We start from the raw sequence: 22872 nt of genomic DNA, 5'->3' as shown, positions 1-22872 counted from the left end.
CCCATATCTAAAGCTAGGGGGTTTTACGCTGCTTTTTGATAAGTTATCATCTGTTATTTTCATTTCTACATTATCCTGTTTAAGATCATTGTCCTGTTTAAGAGCATTTCCTATCCAAAATCCACTAAATGCAATGCAAAGAGCTAATATTATGACCGCGTATTCTATTTTCATTTTTTTCCTCCTCCGCATACCTCGACATCTTAAATAGGTAATTATTTATATCTTTATTTTGCAAAAGCAAGATGAGCTGTTTGTTTTGCTCAACTTGAATTTCACTATTTTTTTTAATTTGGTAAACCCATCTAACAACGAATGCTAGGACAATTAGTGGCAAAAAGGTTATTATAGGAATTAAGGTATTCATCATAAAAGAATCCTCCAATTTTTTTACTATCTACTATCTATTTGATTCAACTACTCTTTTTTTCCATATGTACCAAGGAATCAAGAATTTAATCAAACGTTTGGTTATTTTTTCCAGACCGTATGTACCAAGGGTCCATGGAATGAGCAGAACAATCCATAAGTACCGTCTAAAACCTACAAATGATAACTCATGATGATAAGTTCCCCTTTGTTCCCCATCCTTCGTTCACCTTCATCAATAAATCCACATTTTTTATATAAGTCTTGTGCGACAGTATTTTGAATGTTAACTGCTAGGACAATTTCATTCGTTTCCCTAAAGTGTTCCTTTACAAAGGAAGGTAATTGCAAAAGGACATTCTTGGCATACCCCTTACCTTGATGACGGAAATCTGTCGAAAACGCTCTTAGTAAAATGCAACGATCATTATTAGAGAATGGTTTTACCCCTTCATTTTTATGTAGATTGAAAAAGGTGACCAAATTTTCTTGATCCATCGCTAAGATTGAATATCGATCTGGATCTTCATTTGAAAGTTTGATACATTCTGTTGGTGTACCAGTAAATCGAAGTTGTTCCTCAGATAAATGATACTGTTCGATGTCATTCTTATATCTCTCATCGTAAAAATATAGGTGCATTGCTAGATCCCCCATCAACAGGAATATTCGTTCTTTTAATATAAATTGGGCTTACTTTACTATACTCAAACTCTCTGTTTAGATGCCTCAGCTATCAATGCAAAAATATAGAAAAGATTAATTGGCTAAATTGCTGACGCTAATACCATCATCATTTAAGACCGCTTGAAATGTCTTTTGCTCTTTTAATAAAGGGATTTCTATCGTTTTACCATTTTTTAAAAATCTATCTTTAATTCTTTCAATTACATTTATTTTTTCCAAAAATATCACTCCATTAAACCGATTCGTTCCATTATCTTAATGATAGATTATTAGGGTTATTTTTCCAACAAAACTTTCACAATAAAAAGAAAAATCCCCTTAAAGAATATTTACATCAAAAGTGATATATTATGACTAGTAAATCAATCATCAAGGAGGATTACATTGAAAAAGCTCGTAAAAGTAGTCGCAGCAATTATTGAAAATGAACAGAATGAGATTCTTTGTGCTCTTAGGTCCCCAGAAATGTCTATTCCAAATATGTGGGAGTTTCCAGGAGGAAAAGTGGAAGCAAATGAGGATATCTACTCAGCCCTCGTAAGGGAGATTGATGAAGAATTGGGATGTAAAATTGAGACGTTAAATGAAGTTTTTAACGATAATACCCATGAATACGAAACATTTATCATTAATTTAAAATCGATTAAATGTAAAGTTGTAGAAGGAACACCAATGCCAAGTGAACATTCCAAATTAATTTGGCTAAAAACAGAAAATCTAGATTCACTAAAGTGGGCACCAGCTGACATTCCAGCAGTTGAACAATTAATCCATGAAAAATAGTCTTCTCGAAAAGAGAAGACTACACTTTTTTTGTAAACTCTGTATATAGCGTTGCGGGTATTTCGTGCTCTAATTTGATTTTCACTGTGATCGGTTTTTCACCTTCGTATTGGACCGTACCTCCTTTACCAATATAAATGAAAGGCTCATTCTTCCCATCTATTTCCCTGTACTTCCTCACAAATAAATGAAGATTAACTCCACGTTGCTTATTGTGAATAATGTTCTGTCCTCGATCAGAATGTTGGGCAGTACTATTTTGTGATTGCCATTGGAAGTATCGCTCATTAATAAATTTATCTTTGTAGTTAATACTTTCCTTTACATCCTCTTCTTTATGCAAATCAATAAATAGGAAATATTCCTTCCCATTAGCGAGCAACCCTGAACCCCTAAAGGAACTATGGATTTTTCGATAGTTAGAAAGTAACGCAGCGTCCATCATTTGATATTGTTCATACAGTTTAAAGTGTGGAACACCGTAGTATTCAGACCTAAACTCTTTTTCGTAACGGAAAATCCCGTAGGTAATGGTATCTTCTATATATTTTCGATACTCCCTATTTTCTAGTAATTCTTTAAAAATTGGAGCCTTAACAAGTATTCCGTTCGTATAATTAAATAGTTTTGGTTTACTCTTTAACTGACCGCTATCATAGTAGTTCTGGTTCAAGCACTCAAATGCATGTAATACACTGTCATCGTCAACGTCATTAATCATCTTTAAGATTTGATGCATAGCAATTTCTAAATTAATTTCTTCATGTTCTAACAAATATCTAATGATAATAAACTCATAAATCCTGTTTAGAGGAAGCTTACTGGATAATTCTTTTAAAGCCCCTTCGAAAGCTTCGTTTTGTAATAATCCTTTTAAATAATCATTTTTTTCAACTTTTGCCACAAATTGTAGATACGTTTTTTCACGGTCAATAAATTTTGTGGGATCAGGTGCCCCATCATATTTTAGATAATCCAATAATAAATAAGGAATTCTCCCTTGATTAAGCTTCTTAAATTCAAAATACTCTTCCTTTAGGTATTTCATCGAGTTAAAGTTTTCATTGTCAATCTGTGCCAATATTCTTTCTTGTGATATCTTATCCATTTGGATATGAGTACAGCCGGGAATATTAGCAAACCCAGTCGCAATCGCTACCTTTAAACTTTCTTTATCGTAGTATCGACTTCCGTTAAGTGCGAGTGCAATGAGAAATGTTTTATTATGGTTTGAGATAAAATCAAGGACTGTTAAGAAGCTTTTATCCGCATGTTTTCGTAAACCTCTTCCTAGCTGTTGAATAAAAACAATTGGAGAATTAGTTGGCCTCAGCATTAGTACCGTGTTGATAGAAGGGATATCCACTCCTTCATTAAAAATATCAACGGTAAATATGAATTCTAACTCGTCATGATCACTTTCTAATCGATTAATAAATCGCTCCCGTGTTTCAGGTGAATCAGCACCGTATAGACAAACACTTTTATAGCCTCTTTTATTAAATTCACTAGCCATATACTGAGCATGTTCGATACTGGCACAGAAACCAAGCCCTTTTCTTTTCTCGCCGTCATGGCCATAGAAGTTCATTTTTCTAATAATAAAATCTACCCGTTCATTAACTTTTAACCGCTTGGTTATTTCAGCAATATCGTCAATATTAACTTCACTTAAGTCAATGCCTTCAATATCAGTAATCCCAAAGTAATGAAAAGGAATAACTAACTCGTCCTCTAAAGCCTCATGTAACCGCACTTCTAAAGCCACATTATTATCAAAAAGATCAAAAACATTATAACCATCACTACGTTCAGGGGTTGCCGTCATCCCTAATGTGAACTTAGGCTCAAAGTAGTTTAAAACAGTTTGATAGGTCGGGCTTGTCGCATGATGAGCTTCATCAATAATTAGATAATCAAATTCATCCTTTTTGTATTCATGAAAACATTTAGAGATTGTTTGGATGGTGGCAAAAACATAATCCACATTCTTTTGCTTATGATTACCTGTCAGTAGTCCAAAAGAAAGACCCTCATTAGGTAAGAGCATTTCAAAAGTATCCTTGGCTTTTTTCAAAATTTCTTCCCTATGCACAATGAAAAGGAGTTTCTTTGGTTTCAAGCTCTTCACATCAAACGCTGACATATAGGTTTTACCCGTACCGGTTGCGGCAATTACAATCGCTTTATTCTCTCCAAAACTTCTCAATCTTTCTAAATTTTCAGTTGCTCTCTTTTGCATTCTATTTGGGACAATATATTGTTTGTTTTCATAAATCAACTGATGTTTTTTTTGTGTATTCTTAAAGCTATTTAAGAATTCCTCATATCTACTAATAAAATCCTGATCGGCATCTTCACTCATACTCCAGAGATAATCATATTCCTTTAAAACATCCTGTATAAATCGGGCATCCTCTTTCGTAATGATTTCTACATTCCACTCAATATTACTTTTCAGGGCACTTTGAGTGATATTCGAAGAACCAATAATCACTTTGTAGCTATCTTTGTACTCAAATATGTAGGCTTTCGTATGAAAACCAATCTCTTTATCCGTAACAAAAACCTTTAACTCAACATTATTAAACTCTCTAATTTTCTCAAGAGCTTTTGCATCTGTAAAATTGAGATAAGTGGAAGTAATAATCTTCCCTTTTATTCCCTTTTTTTCGGCCTCCTGTAGGGGATCAAGAAGAAGCTGCAGCCCGCTGAAGTTAATAAAGGCAACACTAAAAAAAAACCTTTCACACTCGCTCATCGATTTTACTAACTCTCTTAATAAATTCCCCTTTTCGGAATTCACAATCAACTTCTTTTCGACTGCTTCCATTGGTTTGCTCCTGACTATGTATTAACTATCTATACCTATATTGTTATTTATTGGATATGTGAAAATTGTACTATATTTGGGGATAAATAAAAAGATCCACTATTCAAGATGAATTTGTGGATCCCTTTTCTCTCTAAATGGATCTTGCTCGCTTAAAAGTATAATTAGTAACTTATGGTACGGTTCACCGTGGTGTAACTAGTCACCATGGAAGTGCTGATTATTTTAATCTTCGGATCGTGGTTCATTTGGGACCGCCGCTTCAGAGCAAAACATGGTCAGCAAGTACCTAAAGGCTTCGACCGAACCAATGAGGTATCAATCGATCCAACCACAAATAAAAGATTAGTCGTTTATTTCAACCCGGAAACCGGAGAGCGCTTTGATAAAGAAGAATAATGCAATTTATATAATTAAATTTAAAAGGAGCCACCGGCATTTATTTTTACAAACCGGGGCTCCTTTTCCTTTTGTTTTCTTATTAATAAAAACAGGCCTCTATTTATGTTACGGTTCTGCTTACTTTAATAGAAGGTAAACTAGAGGCAGAAGAAAACCATAAGGTTATCTCTTAAACATCCTTCCTGTTTTCCTCCATCTGTACTTCTTTTATTAAAGACCTAATGAGAAATTGTAGGAGTTCGCTAAATAGAGAGCTTCCGACACCCTCACAAGTCGAGTCATTTGATTCGATCAATCACTCTTAACAATTTATGCCCCACCACTTAGTGATTTATTTCTCGTGCCTGTCACGCCGCGAAGTTTATTAGATTTTGTCGAAATGCGAACAGTGCAATTGCACTGTTCGTATTTCGACAAAGTTAACCTTAAACAAATACATCTAAAATTAAAACTAGAATAAAGGCGACAAAAGAAAGGAGCGTTTCCATGACTGTCCAGGTCTTGAATGTTTCTTTAACCGTTAATCCCATATATTCTTTTACCAACCAAAAGCCGGCATCATTTACATGTGAAAGCATTAATGAACCTGCACCAGTGGCAATAACTAATAATTCTAGGTTAACACCTGACATATGCTCCACTACTGGAGAAACAATTCCGGCTGCGGTTGTTAGCGCAACAGTTGCTGAACCGGTAGCGACTCGGATTAATCCCGCAACTAGGAAGGCTAGGACAATCGGTGATAAGGACATTTGCTCGGACATTGCTGCAATCGCTGTCCCTACACCGCTTTCAATTAGAATTTGCTTGAATGCTCCGCCTGCTCCAATTATGAGAATAATCGAAGCTAATGGCAATAAACATTCTTCCGTTAATTTTTTAATTAACGTCCTGTCCATACCCTGGCGGAAGCCCAAGAAGAAATAGGCTGCAAAACATGAAATTAGTAAAGCAATAACCGGACTGCCAATAAGCAATAGAAATTTTTCAATAGCACCTGGCAGTGAAAGATATGGGGCAATTACCGTTAACATAATTAATATAACAGGCAGCAAGATAATGAAAAACGAAATCGCTGTACTTGGTAACCCGCTTGACTTTGTCACCACGCGGATTAATTCCGGTTCTCCAACAGGAGTTACCCGTTTTTGAATCCATTTTGAAAATAAAGGTCCGGCAATGACGGCCGTTGGAAAAGCAATAATTAATGAATAGAGCATTACATGTCCTAAGTTTGCATTATAAATGCCAATCGCTGTCATCGCACCAGGATGCGGAGGAACTAAACCGTGCACAATCGACAATCCGGCAAGCACCGGGATACCAATTAATAGAATGTTTTGTTTAGTAGATTTGCGAATCGAGATAACTAAAGGCAGCAAGATTACTAGACCAACCTCAAAAAACACAGGAATCCCAATAATAAAACCAGAAAGAAGCATCGCCCATGGTAGATATTTCACACCGAATTTTTTGATAAAGAAATCGGCTACTTGCATGCCCGCACCTGAGTCAGACATCATTTTACCTAAGATGGTTCCCAACGCTAAAATTCCAATCAGATGTCCAAGGACAGCGCCCACTCCCGTTTCATAGGCTGTGACAATCTTGTCCATTGGTACGCCAGAAAAAACAGCTAGAAACAGGCCGGCAACAGTTAAACTGATAAATGCATGCCATTTCCACCACGATACTCCTAAAATAACGATCACAATGGCTGCTAACGTAATACCTATTAAATATAAACTCATATTTTCTCACTCTCCCCTAAGAAATCGCTTACATACTATTCAAAAAAATGGGTTACTGAATGGAATCATTATAATTAACAATATAATTTTGTTTACCTGTATTATAGTAACCCGCGCTATATTCCAATACATTTCCTTCATCATCACAGGAACGACGAATTCTTTTTAACACCACTGTGTCTTTTTCTACGTTTAATTTTTCACTTACATGACTAGGTGCAATCGAAACGGCAAACTCATCTCGGAATGATTCCAGTCTAATGTTTTGCTCTTCTAAAAAGCGGTACAAAGATCCGATATTGACATCCTCTAATTCTTCCTCACTTATGTCTAATAAGATGTAATGAGTGAAATGAATATAGGGCTCGTTGTCCAATAAGTAGAGTCGTTCAATTTGTACACAATGGCTTCCAAATAAAGAATAAAGTTCCGAGTCTGGAGACAATTCAGCCTTTTTAATATTTAACACCTTTTTGGTGATGTGGTGGCCTTCTTCTACTAATAGTTCCGTAAAGCGTTTCCCTTTTGAAAGCTTCGCAGACGATACATTCGCGATAACCTTTGTTCCTTTACCACTTTTCTTCTCCAGATATCCTTCTTGAACCAGTTCTTTAATGGCATTCCGTATAGTAATTTTGCTTACATTAAATTCTTCTTCTAATTGAGGCTCGGAGGGAATGTTCGTGTGAATTGCATAAACACCATGTAAAATACGATCCTTCAATATTTCTTTTATTTGTAAGTACATAGGTCCCTTTTTTCGATTCACATTCATTCCCTACTCGCTCCTTCATCTCTTTATATCATCAATGGTTCCGGCCATGGCGGACAAGATCTCAGCTTCCGTCGACATCGGGGTATCGCCAACAATGGTGCAGGCCAGCATTCCTGCTGCAGCTGCAAACCGGACTGTTTTCTCAGGTGAAAATCCAGCCAGCTCGCCATGCAAAATCCCGCTAGTAAAAGCATCTCCGGCTCCAATTCGATCATATACGGAAAAAGAAATCTTTTCTGAGAAGTGAAACTGCCCATCTTTATACAAATATCCCCGTATAGAATGGGTATTATCACTATTAATCCCTCGGTGTGTTCCCGCAATCGTTTGAAGATCGAAGTGTTTTGCTACCTTAGGAATGAGGTCTTTCAGCTGTTCCTCCCGGGAGATTTCTGCTGTCTCCATTCCTAAAATATACATTGCATCTTTTTCATTCATCATGACGATATCAGCCAAAGCCAGCATGTCTTCATAATGAGGTTTCGCCTTACTGTACCCTCCCTCCCATAAGGAAGGGCGGTAATTACAATCGAAACAAACCAATCCACCTTTTTCTTTTACCTTTTTAGCCTGCTCTTTCATACTAGCACGGACACCATCGGTCATGGCAAGCGTTATACCGCAAAAGTGAATGATATCTGTTTGTTCGGCAATCAAATCCAGATCATAATCCGAAACATGGGCGGTATTAAAGCTGCTTTCCAGGCGATTGGTATAGGTAACCCGGCTAGCCCGCTGTCCAAAACCATTTTCTAAAAAATACAACCCAAGATATTTTCCGCCTCTACAAACAAATTTCCGATTGATTCCCAATCGCTGTAAGAAAGAAAGGGCTGCATCACCTAAAGGATTCTCTGGTAATTTCGTCACAAGATAGCCATCATAGCCTAGCTTGGTCATCGCAGAAGCAACGTTAACTCCCGTGCCTGAAAAAGAGTATTGTAATGTGTTAGCCTGAGTCAGTAATTCATATCCCGGCACCTGCAAACGCATCATTACTTCACCGAATGCAACAATTTGTTTAGGCATGTTTTTCAACCAATTTTTTTGTAATGGCGAGTAGTGTCCTCACATCATCCGGATTTGTTTTTCCAGTTTCCTTATTAATAATAGAAGAATAAACGTGAGGAATAATTTTAGGCACTTTTGCTTCCAATGCAATTTCTAAAATGGTCTCAAAATTATCTAAATCAATGCCTCCAGTTGGTTCTAAGGCAAACCCTTCTTCACCGCAAGCTTGTGCAACAGCACGGAACTCTTCCTCATGCTTTAAGCCTTTCATCGGGAAGTATTTCAAGGCATTTCCTCCCATATCCCGCACTAAGGCAATCGCCGCTTTGATTGGAACAATGGCTGTTTCACCAACTGCCGCACTTACAGGACCAGTAGAAATATTTACGTACCCTACTTTTCCAGTTGGTGATACAAGAGAATTGATCCAGCTCTCTTTCTCCCCTAAATTAGCACGTGTTGCCCCGACAGCAGGAAACACTTGATTGATATGACTACCCGGATAAAATTTAGCGATTTCCGCTACCACTGCTGCTTGTTTATTATCCCCAGCGCCAAGGCCAATAGATACGGCTTCATCAATCGCTGCCCCATATTCCTTCATCGCTGTCACAGCAGCCTCTACCGAAGGATAATCCTTGGAAAGGACTCCAACTAATACATGACCTTCCGCCGCTTCAAAAACTTCGATGGCATTTTCAATACTATTAGCCAGCACATTCAATGCGACTCGGTTGTGATAAAAACGTTTTTCGATGTTTGTCATTGTTCGCTTCCTCCTAAAATGGCTCTTAATTGGGCTTCAATTACGTAAATGTCGTCACCCTGTAATGGTCGTGGATCAAGATCGAAAAAGCCCTGTCGAATTCCGTAATCACGGGTATAAATCGCAATTTCACCATTTCTTAACTGGTCATTTACTTCCTTCGCCGTTGTTTTCGTCACAGCCGGATCAATCTGAATCCGAGCTCTAAAAATGGCACGTCCCGCTTCATCCTGTACAATCGTTACTTTTACACCGTCAATGGATTCAAGTGATTTGAGAACAGCCAGACTGGCTTTTTCCTTTTCGCTATTGTCGATCTTGACAAAATACTCATCCAATGCCTGCAAAAGTCCAAAGGTTGTTTCTTTGCCGACCTTCATGCTTCTGCCAATGCAGTGCATTTGAACCTTAAGCCAATCGATATAGTTTTGTTTTCCGGCAACGATACCAGACGTTGGACCTTCAATCGCCTTCGAGCCGCTATAAATCGCTAAATCGGACACTTGTACATATTTCTTCAAATCTTCCTCCGCAGCTGCATCGACAATCAATGGAACATGATTCGCTTGCGCCACTTCCCATGCTTCTTCAACCGAAATCATATTTTTTTGAACAGCGTGGTGGGATTTAACGAAAAGAATCGCCGCCGTATTTTCAGTAATGGCATCGGCAATGTGCTCCGCTTTGCCCTCATTGGCATAACCGACTTCCACTAATTTTCCGCCGCCGAGGAAAACCATCGTTTCCACCGGAGCCCCGTATTGAACGTTATGGCCCTTCAGCATGATGATTTCATTTTTTTGAATCGTTTCTTGATGAAGTCTTTCGCTTCTTCGTCTGTTTCCTTCAGTCACGATTGCTGCTACCGAAAGAGCGATTCCACTCGATGCTGAATTCACGACAACCGCTGCCTCTGATTGAAGCAGCCCAGCGATATGCTGTCCTGCTTTTTCGACTAAATCAGCGATTTCAACATAATTTTGCCCGCCTATTTTCATGGCCTCCATTACGGTGTCTGTGGGAGCTGAAACACCTAAAATACTCATCCGCCCGCTTGCATTGATAACCCTTTTCAAACCATATTTAGCATTCAATGTATTCTCCATTGATTACCACTCCTTTTACGACAATATTCTGCTCTGCTGTTCGTTCTTCTCCTTCAGAATCCATCAACTGGGTCACTTCATCCTCTATAGAAAATAATGTGAGGTTAGCTAAATCTCCGACTGAAATTCTTCCGAGTGCCGGCTTATTCAACCAGTCTGCCGCTTTAACTGTAACGGCATCAATGACCTCTTTTAAGGGATAGCCTAAATACAAAAATTTAGATAGTACACTGGCCATACTATAAACTGGGCCGTGCAAGCGATTTTTTCGATAGATATCCGTGCTGATCGTATCGAAGTGAATACCATACTCTTTCGCCTGCTCTGCCGTTTGGAAAGAGAAGCTAGCATTTCCATGGCCAACATCCAAATGTACTCCCCGTTTAATGGCATCCAGCAGCTTCGGAAGAGGTTTCCCAGCTTCATCAAATAAATTATTGGCTTTCCCATTTAAGTAATGGGTGATAATGTCTTTTTTCTCAAGTAAATCTAGGACATCATTAATATCCGGTGGCCCTGAACCAATATGGACCATCAGCGGCAACTCAGTGTCCTTAGAAAATTTCCGGGCCATTTTTAATGGTTCTACTCCATTTGGGCCTACGACGCTCTTACTAATCCTCGCTTTCAGTCCAACAATAAAATCTTTGTGGTCGGCTATGGCCTCTTTTAACGCATCTTCATCGAGCCACGAAAGGTCGGATAGCTCATCGATTCGCTTAAGGCCAATTCGTGAAATATTTAAAAAGGCAAAAACATTCGTTTTCGACTTTTTACAGCTGTAAACTAAGTCAGGCAAACGATCAGCGCCCGTACTGCCGGCATCTACAATCGTTGTTACCCCTGATTTATAGCCAATCTCATCCACATCATCACCATATGGATCAAATTCTGGAAAGGCATGGACATGCATATCAATCCATCCGCTGGAAACCATCACTTGATGTTTGAAGTTCGTTACATTACCGCCATTTCCAGTACCTGCCGGAACAATGTTTTGGATTTTCTTATTTTCTACGATGATGTCTACAGAATTTCCATTGACAAGTTTTACATTCTGCAATACAAAACAATCTTTCATTTCCCTCATCCTTTTCGGTAAACCTAATAAGTGGGTACTTGTATACGGTTACATCTACCTCTTTTGTTTTTCTTTACAGGATTAGGTTACCACGTATTTTTACTCAGGTCAATATAACGTTATAATGTTTAGAACTTATATTGTAACTTCTAAATAAATCTTTTCTAATTTATTTTTCCTTGAGAAAAGCAAATGCAAGCACAAAAATGCCCCAAAAGTTTCTTTTGGGACATTTTTTATTGGCAAATATTAAACATTATTTATCTCTTTTCCACAATTACGGAATGATAGCTGTTAAACAATTTCAATGATAAATTCTTGGTGAATTCTTGTGCCTCATGAATAAATGCTGTTATCGCAGGGCTTGTATACTCTGTTGAACGGACCTCAAGCCCTAAATTTTGGTACACTTGCGGGTTTAAATAGGAAGCTGTGATTTTGGACAAGCTGGAAGGGATGGCCAACTCAGGAAGAATCGTATTTCCAACTCCCTCTTGAACCATTGCGATGATAGTAGCGATATCGCTGACTTCAAATTGAATATTAGGTGAGAAACCTTGTTCCTTAAAGATCGCCCGGATGACATGACCACATTCTTTTGGCATGATGAAAGGTTCACTGGCGATATCCTTTATTTCGATCGATGATTGATGACTCAGTGGATGGGTTTCTGGTACAAAAACGACCATTTTATCCTGCAGTAAAGGAAAAAATTCGAACTCATGCTTTTCTTCCGGGACCACGGTTACTTCCACGACTGACAACTTAAGCCAATTTCTCACCTCTTCATAATTCCCCTCATAAAGCACTACTTCTACACCGGGAAACCGTTTTTTAAAAGAGCTGATCATTCCTGGCAGTAGTTTGGCTGACATGCCCGAAATGCTTCCAATTCTAACCGTCCCTGTTTCAAGTCCCGTGATTCCAGTAGCCTCATTGATGATCCTTGTTTTAATCATGATTAAATCTCTAACTAGGCTCGCGATCCGTTCGCCGACCTTCGTCAAACTGACTCCAGTCCTATGCCGGTTCAATAATTTTATATTTAGCGCTGATTCCAATGCGGCTACTGCTTGACTGACTGCCGATTGTGAGAGGCCGATTTGCTCACCAGCTTTTGTAAAGCTTTTTGTTTCCACTACCTTTAAGAAAACCTCTAATTGAAATAGAGTCATAAGATTCCTCATTTCCTTACATTAGATTTTACTTATATATAACATTCAAAGTATTAATTTTACTTATATCATAACTCATCATATACTACAATCAACGACGAACAGAAAGGGGAGATCGTTCATGAGCGTTTTACAAGCAGAGGGTCAGGAAATTCTTAAGGAAATCGAAACAAGCAAGTCGGTGCTAATCGATTGCTGGGCACCATGGTGCCCGCCTTGCAGGTTGATTGGAGCCGTTTTAGAGGAAATTGATCTAGAGTTTGATTTAAAAATTGTCAAAGTGAATGCGGATGATAATCCGGATTTTATCAGCGAGTTTCAGGTAATGGGAATCCCTACATTATTGCTTTTTCAAGATGGCCAGCTTGTTGGGAGGATCACTGGTTTTCAACCTAAAGTTCAGTTAATCGAATCCTTAAAAAAGTATGGATTGATAGAATAAGGATTTCTTTTGTTCCACGAGGCAGCTGATGTGCTGCCTTATGGTTTCCTACCTATCAAAGTTATTATTCTCATTATTGCATCGGATTGGCAAAATCATTAACCCAAATTTGAACTTGGTCATTTTCGTGAATTTCCCCAGGCCTTTCTACTGCACAGACGATCCCCCGCCGCTTATAACCTGCTCGCACAAAACGGAAAGATAACTTCTCATGGTTTTCATATTGCTTTTGGAATTCATCCCCAGGTAGCAAGGGCTTCTTCGTTAATTTGTTTTATGTTATGATGATTTGATTGTTTACCTATCCTATTACACATTTTCATTCATCTAAGAAAAGAGGTATTTATGCAAGGCACTATATTATCTAAGCAACATTGGTTTCTCATCTTAACACTTACGTTATTAACATTTGTTCTCGGGACAAGCGAGTTTGTTATCGTCGGGATCTTAACTGATATTTCCTCGAATCTTCATATAACAAATGCAAAAGCAGGTACCCTTGTTTCTGCATTTGCCATTACTTTTGCCATTACCACACCACTCGTTATGTCAGCAACAAGCCATTTTCCAAAGCGCAAATGGATGCTGTTTTTGATAGGAACGTTCATCATCCTGAATGCTTTGTGCGTGATATCGACTAGCTACTTCATGCTCCTTTCCCTTCGGATGATAACCGCAATTGTAACAGGGGTCTTAATCTCACTTGCGATGATTGTTGCAAGTGAAACGATACCAATCACAAAACGTGGAATTGCTATATCATGCGTTTTTGGTGGGTTTACTCTTGCAAACGTGATCGGAGTACCCATTGGAACGGTCATCGCTAGATGGTATGACTGGCATGCAACCTTCCTGTTAACAACTTTTCTGGGTGGAGTTGCATTTTTGGCATCTATCTTGAATTTGCCTAATAAGCTCAGTCAATACCGTAGTTCGATGCGTGATCAATTTTCTTTGTTGACCCACCCACGAATCTTAATGGCTTTTTTCATTCCATCTCTTGGATTTGGAGCAACTTATGCCGTTTTTACTTATCTGGTTCCCATCCTAAAAAAAATGGATGCACCAAGTAGTTCAATCAGTTTAATCTTGTTTGGCTACGGATTTATTTCGATTTTTAGCAACATACTCGCTGGAAAAATTGCCAGCCACAATGCGATCGGACGCCTTCGGTTTGTTTTCCTTGTGCAAGCATTTGTTCTGATCTGTTTATATTGGACAACCAATCACTTTATCTTTGGATTGATTAACATTGGCATGATGTCATTAATGGCCATTCTTTTAACAACATCGACCCAGCTTTATTTGATAGACCTTGCTAGTATTTATCAACCAAAAGCAACAGGACTCGCAGCTTCATTGATGCCAGTCGCCAGTAATGTGGGTATCGCCTTTGGCTCCGCTTTAGGAGGCATTGTTTACCATCAAGGACCTTTGATGAATGTGACACTTGTCGGTGGGTTAATTGCTTTCTTTGCAAGTCTTCTAACTTTCCTAAGTCATCGATTAGACCGACAACAAATGAAACTAGTATAATAGTAGGAAGAGACCGGATTCAAGCAGAATCCGGTCTCTTGTCATTTCGACATACTTCGGATGGTGACAGTGTCACGCCCCGGTTTTTCTTGTTTCACATCGATGTTCCACGCAGTAAAAGTGATACCTGACCCCCAGCGTGTTAAAGCTTTAACGAATCGGGGGTCAGGCACACTAGCCTTTGTTGGCAGTTTTTTAATATGTAATTCGAATCTTGGAAAAATAAATTACCAGACCTTGAATAGTTTATTAAGATCACTTTCAACGGACCCTAAAGCATTACTAGACGCATCTGGCACAAAAGGAACCTCTCTACCTTTCTTTAGTAGAGTTCGGTCAAATAATCTTCTTGGAGCGCATTGTTTAGTTCCTTTTCGGTCATGTCGGGAATTTTCGTATGGTCTATTAGGATTTTTGCTGCATTTGGCAGTGAATTCTTTTCACTCCATTTTTCTGGTTCCCAAAGGCCTGAACGTTTCATCGCTTTCGCACAATGAATAAAGCATTCTTCCACTTCAATGCAGATTCCAACCAAGGGTTTCTTCCCATGATGGGCCATTCGTTCAAGGAGAATGTCATCTTTCACCAAGTATGCTTTTCCATTCACTCTTAATGTTTCCCCTAGTCCAGGAATCAGAAAAAGAAGACCTGCCTTTGGATTGGATAAAATATTCCGCATTGTATCTATTCTTTTATTCCCTGGCCGTTCTGGAATAATGATATGCTTTTCATCAAGTACAAGAGCAAACCCAGGCGTGTCTCCACGAGGTGAAACATCGCAACATCCAGAAGCATCAGATGTAGAGATCACTAGAAAAGGAGAGCGGGAAATAAAATCCTCACAATGATCGTCTACATAGGAAATCACCTTTTTTCTAACTAGTTCACTCGGTTCCCCTATAATAGAACGTAATTCATCCTCTGTTTCAATTTTATCTTTACATGTAGGCTTAGGTACCGACATTACTACACTCCCCTTCCTTATCCTAGCAATTATAACAAGGTTCCTCAGTGTTTATTTTTATCGATTTTCACGAATATAATTAGCCACTAGCAGTCCACTCTCTACTTGAATACGCACAAGCTTTTGAATCGGAATCGCCGTATAATCAAGCTCACATTCAAGGTTTTCACAATATTCTTTTAAGAACTGTTCACCTTTCTCACAGGTTTCCATGAGTTTGCTCATTGCGATCTCTTCTTTATTTTTTTGCTGCCTAAGCCGTTCGATTTCATATTCACAAGTACGAACTGTTAAACCTAAGTACAAGCCATTGTAGAACTTTGCAGCTTGTAAATTATCAAAAATCTCTGCCATGGAAGCATTTTTTTCAAATTCAGGATTACTTTCAGCCCAATTGATTTTGGCTTCACTGCCTTCTCTAATATACTGAATCACTTCTTCTACCAGTTTTACAAATGGGTTCTCTTCACAGATATAAGGGCGGACTTCTGTTAGCAGCATATCTAGGCGGGCAAAATGAGCTTGTGATTGTTTTACCCCCTGTAAAATGGCTTCTTTCCGTGTGATTTCCCCCTCACTCAAATCCTCAATTCGAGAATCAAAAAAATAAGGCAGCTCAGTAAGAAGAGTTACACAGTCTGCTACGCTCGATGCATAGTCTGAACTTGAAGTTCCATTTTTTATATTTGGCTTCTCACCGCTAAATTTTTCTATGAAATCATAAGCTTCAGCAATTGTCATATTTTTAAAGATAGCTGGAGAAAATTTCGTTATGAAAGGTTCTTCGGGCTCTCCTAAATTTAAGGGGATACCTTGTTTAATAGCTGAATCCCTCAAACTTTCATACAGCTCTGGCAGATCATGTGTTATGTACCAATAAGCTCCCCCAAACCCTGCATTATGGAGGGAATACATAAACTCTGGTTTGATCTCTTGTATTAATGTCATTAAAGCTTGGGTTTCAGGTAGCGGGTTGTGAAAATGCAGCTCTTTGTAATCAATCGGAAAAGTCCATTCCACCTGTTCATAGCCGATTGGCCGAAAATAATTTTTCGTGTAGGTATAAACATTAAACGGCCCTTTGAACCAGTTTTCATTTAGACGAACACCATCAGGGTCAATACATTTAATCATGTACCATTTAAAGCCTAATCCTTCTCGTAATTCGTCATTCTCAGCCAAAGCACGAGAAAAGTACTCGAGTGTCATGGCACCAATAGGTTCATTAGGGTGAGGACAGGCAAAGCATAAAGCATTCCTTGGACCATCTCCAATTTTCATACATAAAATCGAATGTCCCTTTCGAGATTTTCCAGCCTCAAATACGGTAACGAGATCGGGAAACTCATTAGCAAGCTTCCTGCAGCTCTCATCCATTTCATCTACAGTCAGAAAAGCTTTATAATCAGGAACATTAGTAACAACAGATTGAAAATTCATGTAATAGTTTCCTTTCATTTCATCTAAGTATTTCATGGCTTCATGAGTATCCCCATAGCTGAAGCTAGGGGTTTTACGCTGCTTTATGATAAAGAAGGGGCCACCCCATATATAGCTAATGGCCCCAATTCCTGTGCTAATTATAACCCCATCCCATTCAACAAATCCCTTAACGACTTTAGCTCTTCAACCGTCAATGTAACACCTTTTCCCATTTTCTCATGGTTCGGTGCCCATTCACGTAAATCATATTTGGGCTCTTTTCCATTCCAACTAATCAGATTTAGTTCTTTGCTCCAGCCTTTTGGGGACTGTGAAATTGCCCCAATAGTCTCTTTTATTTCAAATTTAATTTCAGCCATCATCCTTGGCCTCCAATCCATCATTATTTCTTTAGTCATTCTGTTCATCAATGCGCAAATATTTCATTTTTAAATTTTCTTTGCTCTGGACCCGAGCTCCCCCAATTAGGCAGTACACCACAATAGTTGCCTAATCCCTCCATCGAAAAATTTATTTTTTAAAAGAGTGGTTTCAAAGTAAGGTATGTACTCTAATAGTTTTTAATAGTCCCCCTTCCGTTCCCCTATTGCTAATTATTGCATCGGATTCTTATAATCATTAACCAAAACCTGGACTTCATCATTTTCGTAAATGATTCCAGGCCTTTCTACTGCACATACGATCCCCCGCCGCTTATAACCTGCACGTACAAAACGGAGGGATAACTTCTCATGATCATCATAGTGCCTTTGGATTTCATCACCAGGTAAGGTACAAGGCTGGTTTTCTCCCATACATATTAATCCTGCTCCACTTGGAAAAAGGATACGTGAACCCATGGTAAGTTTTGTTAATTCCGGAAATCCCTTTACCAATACATTAGCCCCTAACCACTCAGGCAGAACAGATTCAACACCTAATTCTTCTGCAACCCTGTCTAATTCTTCCACAGACACAATCGTTATTTGGCGGCGGTTTAGAATCTCTGTTCCTCTTGGATACATCGGCTGCCTTGAATCAGCCTTACTGGTAATTCCAAAGTGGCGATCCCCACGAATCCCCCCAAACTCAAGATTTGCTTCTGTTATTCTTCTAGTTACAAATGTCTTTGGATTATCTGCAATTAATACCGCATTTATGTTTGCCCAGACTTTTTTCAAAAGAAAACTCCTTTTCGTTCAAACAATTCCTAAAAATAATACCTCACAACCTAGATTGGACTGGAAATGCTTGGTTTATTTATTTACAAACTACTCGAAAGGTGTGGTAAAATTTATTTTATCAATCAATTAATTCCAATACAAAGCAGGTGTTTACGCGTGTCCTCTGAAAAAGAAGTGAAGCTTTATTTTGTTCGGCATGGTGAGACCCATTTTAATGTAGAGAAGCGATTACAGGGATTTTGTGATTCACCACTTACAGATAAAGGAATTGAACAGGCTAAATCTGTAGGAATCGGTTTATCTGATATAGAATTTAAAGCAGTATACGCAAGTGAAAGCCAGAGAGTAGTAGATACGGCTAGGTATGCCATTGGCCATCGAAACATCCCCATCATTACTGATCCACGTCTAAAGGAAATGAACTTTGGTGTTTTGGAATCCCTATTACAAACGGAAATTCTAGCTCAATATGGGAATATCCTAGAGACATTATTTAGTCTTAACGATTTAAATATGTCAGCACCTGAAGGGGAATCCTATTTACAGCTATTTTCACGAACAAGCTCTGCTATCGATGAAATCATTCATAAGCATAAAAATGAGGGTGGAAATGTCCTAGTATTTTCACATGGGGTAACGATCGGCAACTACTTAATGCAATTAGCAAAAATGAGCGGTTATACTCACCATGATAATTGCAGTGTCTCTGTAATCAAATATTTGAACGGTGAATTTTATGTAGACAGGATTGCTGACACTTCTTTTCGAGATAAATACTAACTAAAATAAAGGGCAGCCCACTCCTCAAGCTGCCCCTTGTATCTGTATCCATTATGTCTTATTTCTAGTTATAGTAAACTAAGTGATAATCAGATAATAGTCTTATTGGTTCAATAGATTAATAAACTCTTTCATGAACCCCGGAAGATCTGGCCATGCATGCCCCGAAACGAGATTGCCTTGAACATGAAGAGGATTTGTAATATAGGTTGCCCCTGCTGCTTCTACATCCGGCTTACAGGCGATATAGGCGGTCAATTCTCGACCTTCCAAATATTGACGAACAGTTGTTAATACCTGACCTGCATGGCAAATGGCCCCCACAGGTTTATTTGCTTCAAAAAAATGAGCGACAATTCTTGGGACATTTTCATTTAAGCGAATGTATTCCGGAGCCCGCCCTCCTGGAATAATGAGCCCATCGAATTCGCCCGGATTTACATCTTCAAAAGCTAACTGTGCTTCAATTAAGTATCCTTTGCTTTCCGTATAAGTATCCCAGCCGATAAAGTCATGGACAACTGTTTGCAGCTTCTTCTTTGATGGTGCTGCTATTTGTACATTAAGACCTTCTTCAAGACAACGAAAATACGGATAATAAATTTCCAATGCCTCTACAGCATCTCCTGCTAGGATTAATACTTTTTTTGACACGTAAAAAACTCCCCCTTTAAAAAAATTTGGCTATTGCCTTTATTTATATATTCATGATGGTTCTAATAATTCCCTTATATTCGAAAAAGCTTCATATCCAGCAAACACAATACCGCCGTTACTAATAGCAAGATATTACCGTTTTCGTTTAGAAAACTCTTTCTAATTTAAAATAAACAAGCCTGATCCTGAGATTCCGTGCCTGTCACGAATCGGATTTTCTTGTTTCACAACGATGTTCCACACGACCCTTTATTTTGAATAAAGCAAAAAAAAGTCGAACAGTACAAGTCACTGTATGTCTTAACCATGTGACTTCATTGGAACATATTCTTTGTATTCGATAATCCATCCGTCGTCTTTTTTTGCATAGATTTAATGCATTTCTGCTGCATCAAAAATCCACCTTTATCAAGTAGTTAAAAAGTTCCAATCAAAGTAAATATTCTACAATATCTTCCATTATTCCTTTAACTACGATTTTTATAGATTATGAACCTATACAAAAACACATACGGCTACACTCACTCTCTATTAATATTATCAATTGTCCCTCTAATACGTTTCATATTTAACCATTATTATAGTAGAAGGATAAAACGGAATTTTTCACCTATTTCTATATTAAGAAAAGACCGGATTCAAGTACAATCCGGTCTAAGGTCATTTCGTCATACTTCGGGTGGTGACAGGCACCATTCTTTGGCGATTGCCACTCTGCACCAGAATCGTCCCTAAAATAACCGTTAAAGCACCTATACCTGATTCCCAAGGAAGATATTCCCGATAAAACAAAACACCTAGTACCATCGCAATGAGAGGAGAAATAAAAAGCCAGGTAGACGGAAAAACAGGATTGGTCCTCGAGACTAGCCAGTAAAAAAGAGTATGACCTATCATTGAGCCAAAAACTATTAAATAAAGAAACGAGCCTATGGATGCTGTACTAGTCAAGCTAGTAAACTGTATATCCTCTGTAAAAAGAGACAAAAGAATGAGTAAGATTCCCCCATGCATCATTTGGGCTGCATTTAATGCAATGGGGGAATCTGATTCAAATTTTTCCATCACATGTTTTGAATAAATGGCCCCAGAAGCATAAAATACCTCGCCAATGACAATCAAGAGACACCCCATTAACCAGTACCGTTCCCCCTGAAGAGTAAAGCTTGGCAAAATGAGAAGAGCAACTCCTACAACACCTACAAGGCATCCAATAAAAGAAATTTGATTCACTTTCTTCTTCAATATGGTCGTTTGGATCAATAAAATTATCATCGGACCGGTAGCCGATAGCACAGCGGCTGCACCAGACGTCACATATTGTTCTGCCCAATATAAAGTTGCAAACGTCCCAAAGGTTAAACCGATCCCTGTAATCAGCATTTCCTTACGAAATAACAAACCTATCGTGGTTTTTCTTCGCAAGACCATGAACCCAAAAAGAATAAAACCTGCAATAAAAAACCGAAGTCCAGCAGAGAAAAAGGGTGGAATACCTGCATCTATCCCTATTTTTATTGCTAAAAAGGTCGTACCAAAAATCAAACACATGAACAAATAACCAATCATCACCATTAACAATTCCTCCTTTTTTATCCATTATAGGAGGTTGGGGATAGAACAGATTATCATCAATAGAACAGTTCAATAAGGAATCGTGGTACAATCAAGGAGAAATGGGGGAAGGACATGACCAATGGTGATTATCTATTTAAACAAATTTATGATTATGTTTTACACCGGATTGAACGCAATGAGTGGCAGGAAGAGGATAAGCTTCCCTCTGTAAGAAAATTAGCTGAGGAAATGAATGTTCATCGATTAACGGTTTTAAAAGCCTATCAGTTGCTTAAACAACAAAATAAAGTATATGTCAAAGATAAATCAGGATATTATGTTCAATTAAGTGGAAGAGCGAAATTTGAAAATCTAGAGAATCCTCTTATTTCAGCATACGCACAAAAAAATCACTTATCCGAGATTCATCAAGTTCCGGTTTCCTATAATTTTTCACAGGCGTTAATTGACCCCAGCCTCTTGCCTAATCTCTTTTTATCCGATTACGTAAAAAAAGTGTTTGATCTCTATCCCAAAGTGCTGGCAACCTACTCAACCGTTCAAGGAGACAAGGAGCTGCGGGAAGCACTGTGCGAATATTTTATTGACCAGTATAAAACGATTACAACAGCGGATAACCTGTTAATCACGACTGGTTCTCAGCAAGCGATTTACCTCATTGCTCAAGCTTTTGTTAAATCAAGAGACACCATTTTAATGGAACAGCCAAGCTATAGTGCCGCAATTGATACTTTTAGAGCACAAGGAGCAAATATTGTAACCGTGGACATCCAACCTGACGGATACGATTTAGAGCATGTTGAATTTATGATGAAAAAATACAAGCCACGACTCTTTTATATGAATCCAACCTTCCATAATCCAACTGGATACACGGTCCCAGCCGCACAAAGAAAGCAATTAGTCCAATTAGCTGAGCAATATCGCTGTCTCTTAATCGAAGATAACGCCTATCACGACATCTATTTTGACCAAGAGCCTCCTCCTCCCTTTTACACCTATGACACATCTGGAATCGTGATTTATGTAAGGAGCTTTTGCAAATATATCTCACCTGGACTACGAATTGCGGTAGTAAATGCACAATCATCCATTATGAAACCACTCCTAGGGGTGAAATCACTAGCTGATAACGGATCTCCACTCCTGAATCAAAAGATTTTCCTTCATTACTTTTCATCACCCAGACTGCAACAACACGTTGAAAAACTACGAATTGCCTTACAAATAAGAAAGGAAATCATGGAGGAAGAACTAGCGGGAACAGATTGGCACTGGACCAGCCCAAATGGTGGCTTGAACTTATGGGTACGGCTTCCCAACCACCAATCGACAGATGAATTATTAGTTAAATGCCTTCAACAATCAATCTCCATTGTTCCTGGTCGTGTTTGTGATCCATTAAATCGGCCATCCTCATGGGTGCGCTTAAGCTATTCCTATGCTAATGAAGAACAAATCCGTAAAGGAATAAGGAAATTTATCAATTTAGTAGATGGAAACCCTGGGGACCGCTCTGGTGATCTACACTACCCTAGTTAAGAAGCCACGAGAAGAACGAAATCGCTAA

Annotated in this window: 22 protein-coding genes; 6 read left to right on the top strand and 16 right to left on the bottom strand. The window is 38.5% G+C overall.

The features are described 5' to 3' along the window. Positions 1-543: 543 nt before the first annotated feature. Both COE25_RS06860 and COE25_RS30560 read right to left on the bottom strand, forming a co-directional pair. On the bottom strand, positions 544-1011 hold the full coding sequence (locus tag COE25_RS06860) for a GNAT family N-acetyltransferase (RefSeq protein ID WP_098932043.1): 468 nt from the start codon (positions 1009-1011) through the stop codon (positions 544-546). A gap of 117 nt (positions 1012-1128) precedes the next feature. After that, a complete protein-coding gene (locus COE25_RS30560; protein ID WP_179195710.1) occupies positions 1129-1275 on the bottom strand; it encodes a hypothetical protein in 147 nt (48 codons plus the stop codon). A 165-nt stretch (positions 1276-1440) separates the two neighbouring features. Here COE25_RS30560 and COE25_RS06855 point away from each other — a divergent pair, with 165 nt between their 5' ends. Next, complete coding sequence (locus COE25_RS06855) at positions 1441-1839, top strand: (deoxy)nucleoside triphosphate pyrophosphohydrolase (RefSeq protein ID WP_098932042.1); 399 nt, start codon at positions 1441-1443, stop codon at positions 1837-1839. Positions 1840-1858: 19 nt separating this feature from the next. On the opposite strand, the gene COE25_RS06850 is transcribed toward COE25_RS06855, so the two are convergent. After that, positions 1859-4672, bottom strand: a complete 2814-nt coding sequence (locus tag COE25_RS06850) for a DEAD/DEAH box helicase (protein ID WP_098932041.1) — start codon at positions 4670-4672, stop codon at positions 1859-1861. Positions 4673-4879: 207 nt separating this feature from the next. Between COE25_RS06850 and COE25_RS06845 the strand changes: the two genes are divergently transcribed. Beyond that, entirely contained in the window at positions 4880-5071 is a 192-nt protein-coding gene (locus tag COE25_RS06845) for a hypothetical protein (RefSeq protein ID WP_088085468.1), read from the top strand. 428 nt (positions 5072-5499) lie between these two features. Here the strand turns inward: COE25_RS06845 and COE25_RS06840 are convergent, their stop codons facing one another. The 7 genes from COE25_RS06840 to COE25_RS06810 form a co-directional block, all read right to left on the bottom strand. Continuing rightward, complete coding sequence (locus COE25_RS06840) at positions 5500-6825, bottom strand: GntP family permease (RefSeq protein WP_088085467.1); 1326 nt, start codon at positions 6823-6825, stop codon at positions 5500-5502. A gap of 52 nt (positions 6826-6877) precedes the next feature. Then, a complete protein-coding gene (locus tag COE25_RS06835) occupies positions 6878-7600 on the bottom strand; it encodes a GntR family transcriptional regulator (RefSeq protein ID WP_088085466.1) in 723 nt (240 codons plus the stop codon). A 15-nt stretch (positions 7601-7615) separates the two neighbouring features. Then, a complete protein-coding gene (locus tag COE25_RS06830) occupies positions 7616-8629 on the bottom strand; it encodes a sugar kinase (RefSeq protein ID WP_098932040.1) in 1014 nt (337 codons plus the stop codon). Beyond that, a complete protein-coding gene (gene dagF, locus COE25_RS06825) occupies positions 8622-9377 on the bottom strand; it encodes a 2-dehydro-3-deoxy-phosphogluconate aldolase (RefSeq protein WP_098932039.1) in 756 nt (251 codons plus the stop codon). Before dagF ends, COE25_RS06830 begins: the two co-directional genes overlap by 8 nt. Next, entirely contained in the window at positions 9374-10483 is a 1110-nt protein-coding gene (locus COE25_RS06820; protein ID WP_098932038.1) for a DgaE family pyridoxal phosphate-dependent ammonia lyase, read from the bottom strand. Before COE25_RS06820 ends, dagF begins: the two co-directional genes overlap by 4 nt. Beyond that, positions 10461-11564, bottom strand: a complete 1104-nt coding sequence (locus COE25_RS06815; protein ID WP_088085462.1) for an amidohydrolase/deacetylase family metallohydrolase — start codon at positions 11562-11564, stop codon at positions 10461-10463. Before COE25_RS06815 ends, COE25_RS06820 begins: the two co-directional genes overlap by 23 nt. A gap of 260 nt (positions 11565-11824) precedes the next feature. Further along, positions 11825-12739 carry a LysR family transcriptional regulator gene (locus COE25_RS06810; RefSeq protein WP_180247430.1) on the bottom strand — a complete coding sequence of 305 codons (915 nt, stop codon included), beginning with the start codon at positions 12737-12739 and terminating at the stop codon, positions 11825-11827. Between the two features lie 121 nt (positions 12740-12860). Between COE25_RS06810 and COE25_RS06805 the strand changes: the two genes are divergently transcribed. Next, the gene (locus tag COE25_RS06805) at positions 12861-13181 is read left to right on the top strand and encodes a thioredoxin family protein (RefSeq protein ID WP_088085460.1); all 321 of its coding nucleotides are present in this window, start codon (positions 12861-12863) and stop codon (positions 13179-13181) included. Positions 13182-13526: 345 nt separating this feature from the next. Then, complete coding sequence (locus tag COE25_RS06795) at positions 13527-14717, top strand: MFS transporter (protein WP_098932035.1); 1191 nt, start codon at positions 13527-13529, stop codon at positions 14715-14717. Positions 14718-15039: 322 nt separating this feature from the next. Here the strand turns inward: COE25_RS06795 and COE25_RS06790 are convergent, their stop codons facing one another. The 4 genes from COE25_RS06790 to COE25_RS06775 all read right to left on the bottom strand — a co-directional run bounded on the left by COE25_RS06790 (position 15040) and on the right by COE25_RS06775 (position 18284). Next, the gene (locus COE25_RS06790) at positions 15040-15681 is read right to left on the bottom strand and encodes a pyridoxamine 5'-phosphate oxidase family protein (protein ID WP_098932034.1); all 642 of its coding nucleotides are present in this window, start codon (positions 15679-15681) and stop codon (positions 15040-15042) included. A gap of 57 nt (positions 15682-15738) precedes the next feature. Then, positions 15739-17121: a M14 family zinc carboxypeptidase gene (locus tag COE25_RS06785; protein WP_098932045.1), complete on the bottom strand. Its 1383-nt coding sequence runs from the start codon at positions 17119-17121 to the stop codon at positions 15739-15741. Positions 17122-17261: 140 nt separating this feature from the next. Then, a complete protein-coding gene (locus COE25_RS06780) occupies positions 17262-17483 on the bottom strand; it encodes a YdbC family protein (RefSeq protein ID WP_098932044.1) in 222 nt (73 codons plus the stop codon). A 234-nt stretch (positions 17484-17717) separates the two neighbouring features. Then, a complete protein-coding gene (locus COE25_RS06775) occupies positions 17718-18284 on the bottom strand; it encodes an MOSC domain-containing protein (RefSeq protein WP_088085456.1) in 567 nt (188 codons plus the stop codon). A gap of 159 nt (positions 18285-18443) precedes the next feature. Between COE25_RS06775 and COE25_RS06770 the strand changes: the two genes are divergently transcribed. Next, positions 18444-19067, top strand: a complete 624-nt coding sequence (locus tag COE25_RS06770; protein WP_180247429.1) for a histidine phosphatase family protein — start codon at positions 18444-18446, stop codon at positions 19065-19067. A gap of 102 nt (positions 19068-19169) precedes the next feature. On the opposite strand, the gene COE25_RS06765 is transcribed toward COE25_RS06770, so the two are convergent. Then, positions 19170-19721: a DJ-1/PfpI family protein gene (locus COE25_RS06765; protein ID WP_088085454.1), complete on the bottom strand. Its 552-nt coding sequence runs from the start codon at positions 19719-19721 to the stop codon at positions 19170-19172. Positions 19722-20384: 663 nt separating this feature from the next. After that, entirely contained in the window at positions 20385-21299 is a 915-nt protein-coding gene (locus COE25_RS06760; RefSeq protein ID WP_098932032.1) for a DMT family transporter, read from the bottom strand. A 114-nt stretch (positions 21300-21413) separates the two neighbouring features. Between COE25_RS06760 and COE25_RS06755 the strand changes: the two genes are divergently transcribed. Further along, complete coding sequence (locus COE25_RS06755; RefSeq protein WP_098932031.1) at positions 21414-22844, top strand: aminotransferase-like domain-containing protein; 1431 nt, start codon at positions 21414-21416, stop codon at positions 22842-22844. Positions 22845-22872: the final 28 nt, after the last annotated feature.

The organism is Bacillus sp. AFS031507, from assembly GCF_002584635.1.
GTDB lineage: Bacteria > Bacillota > Bacilli > Bacillales > Cytobacillaceae > Neobacillus.
The sequence above is the reverse complement of the archived record's forward strand: the minus strand, read 5'-3'. Positions and strand labels throughout refer to the sequence as shown.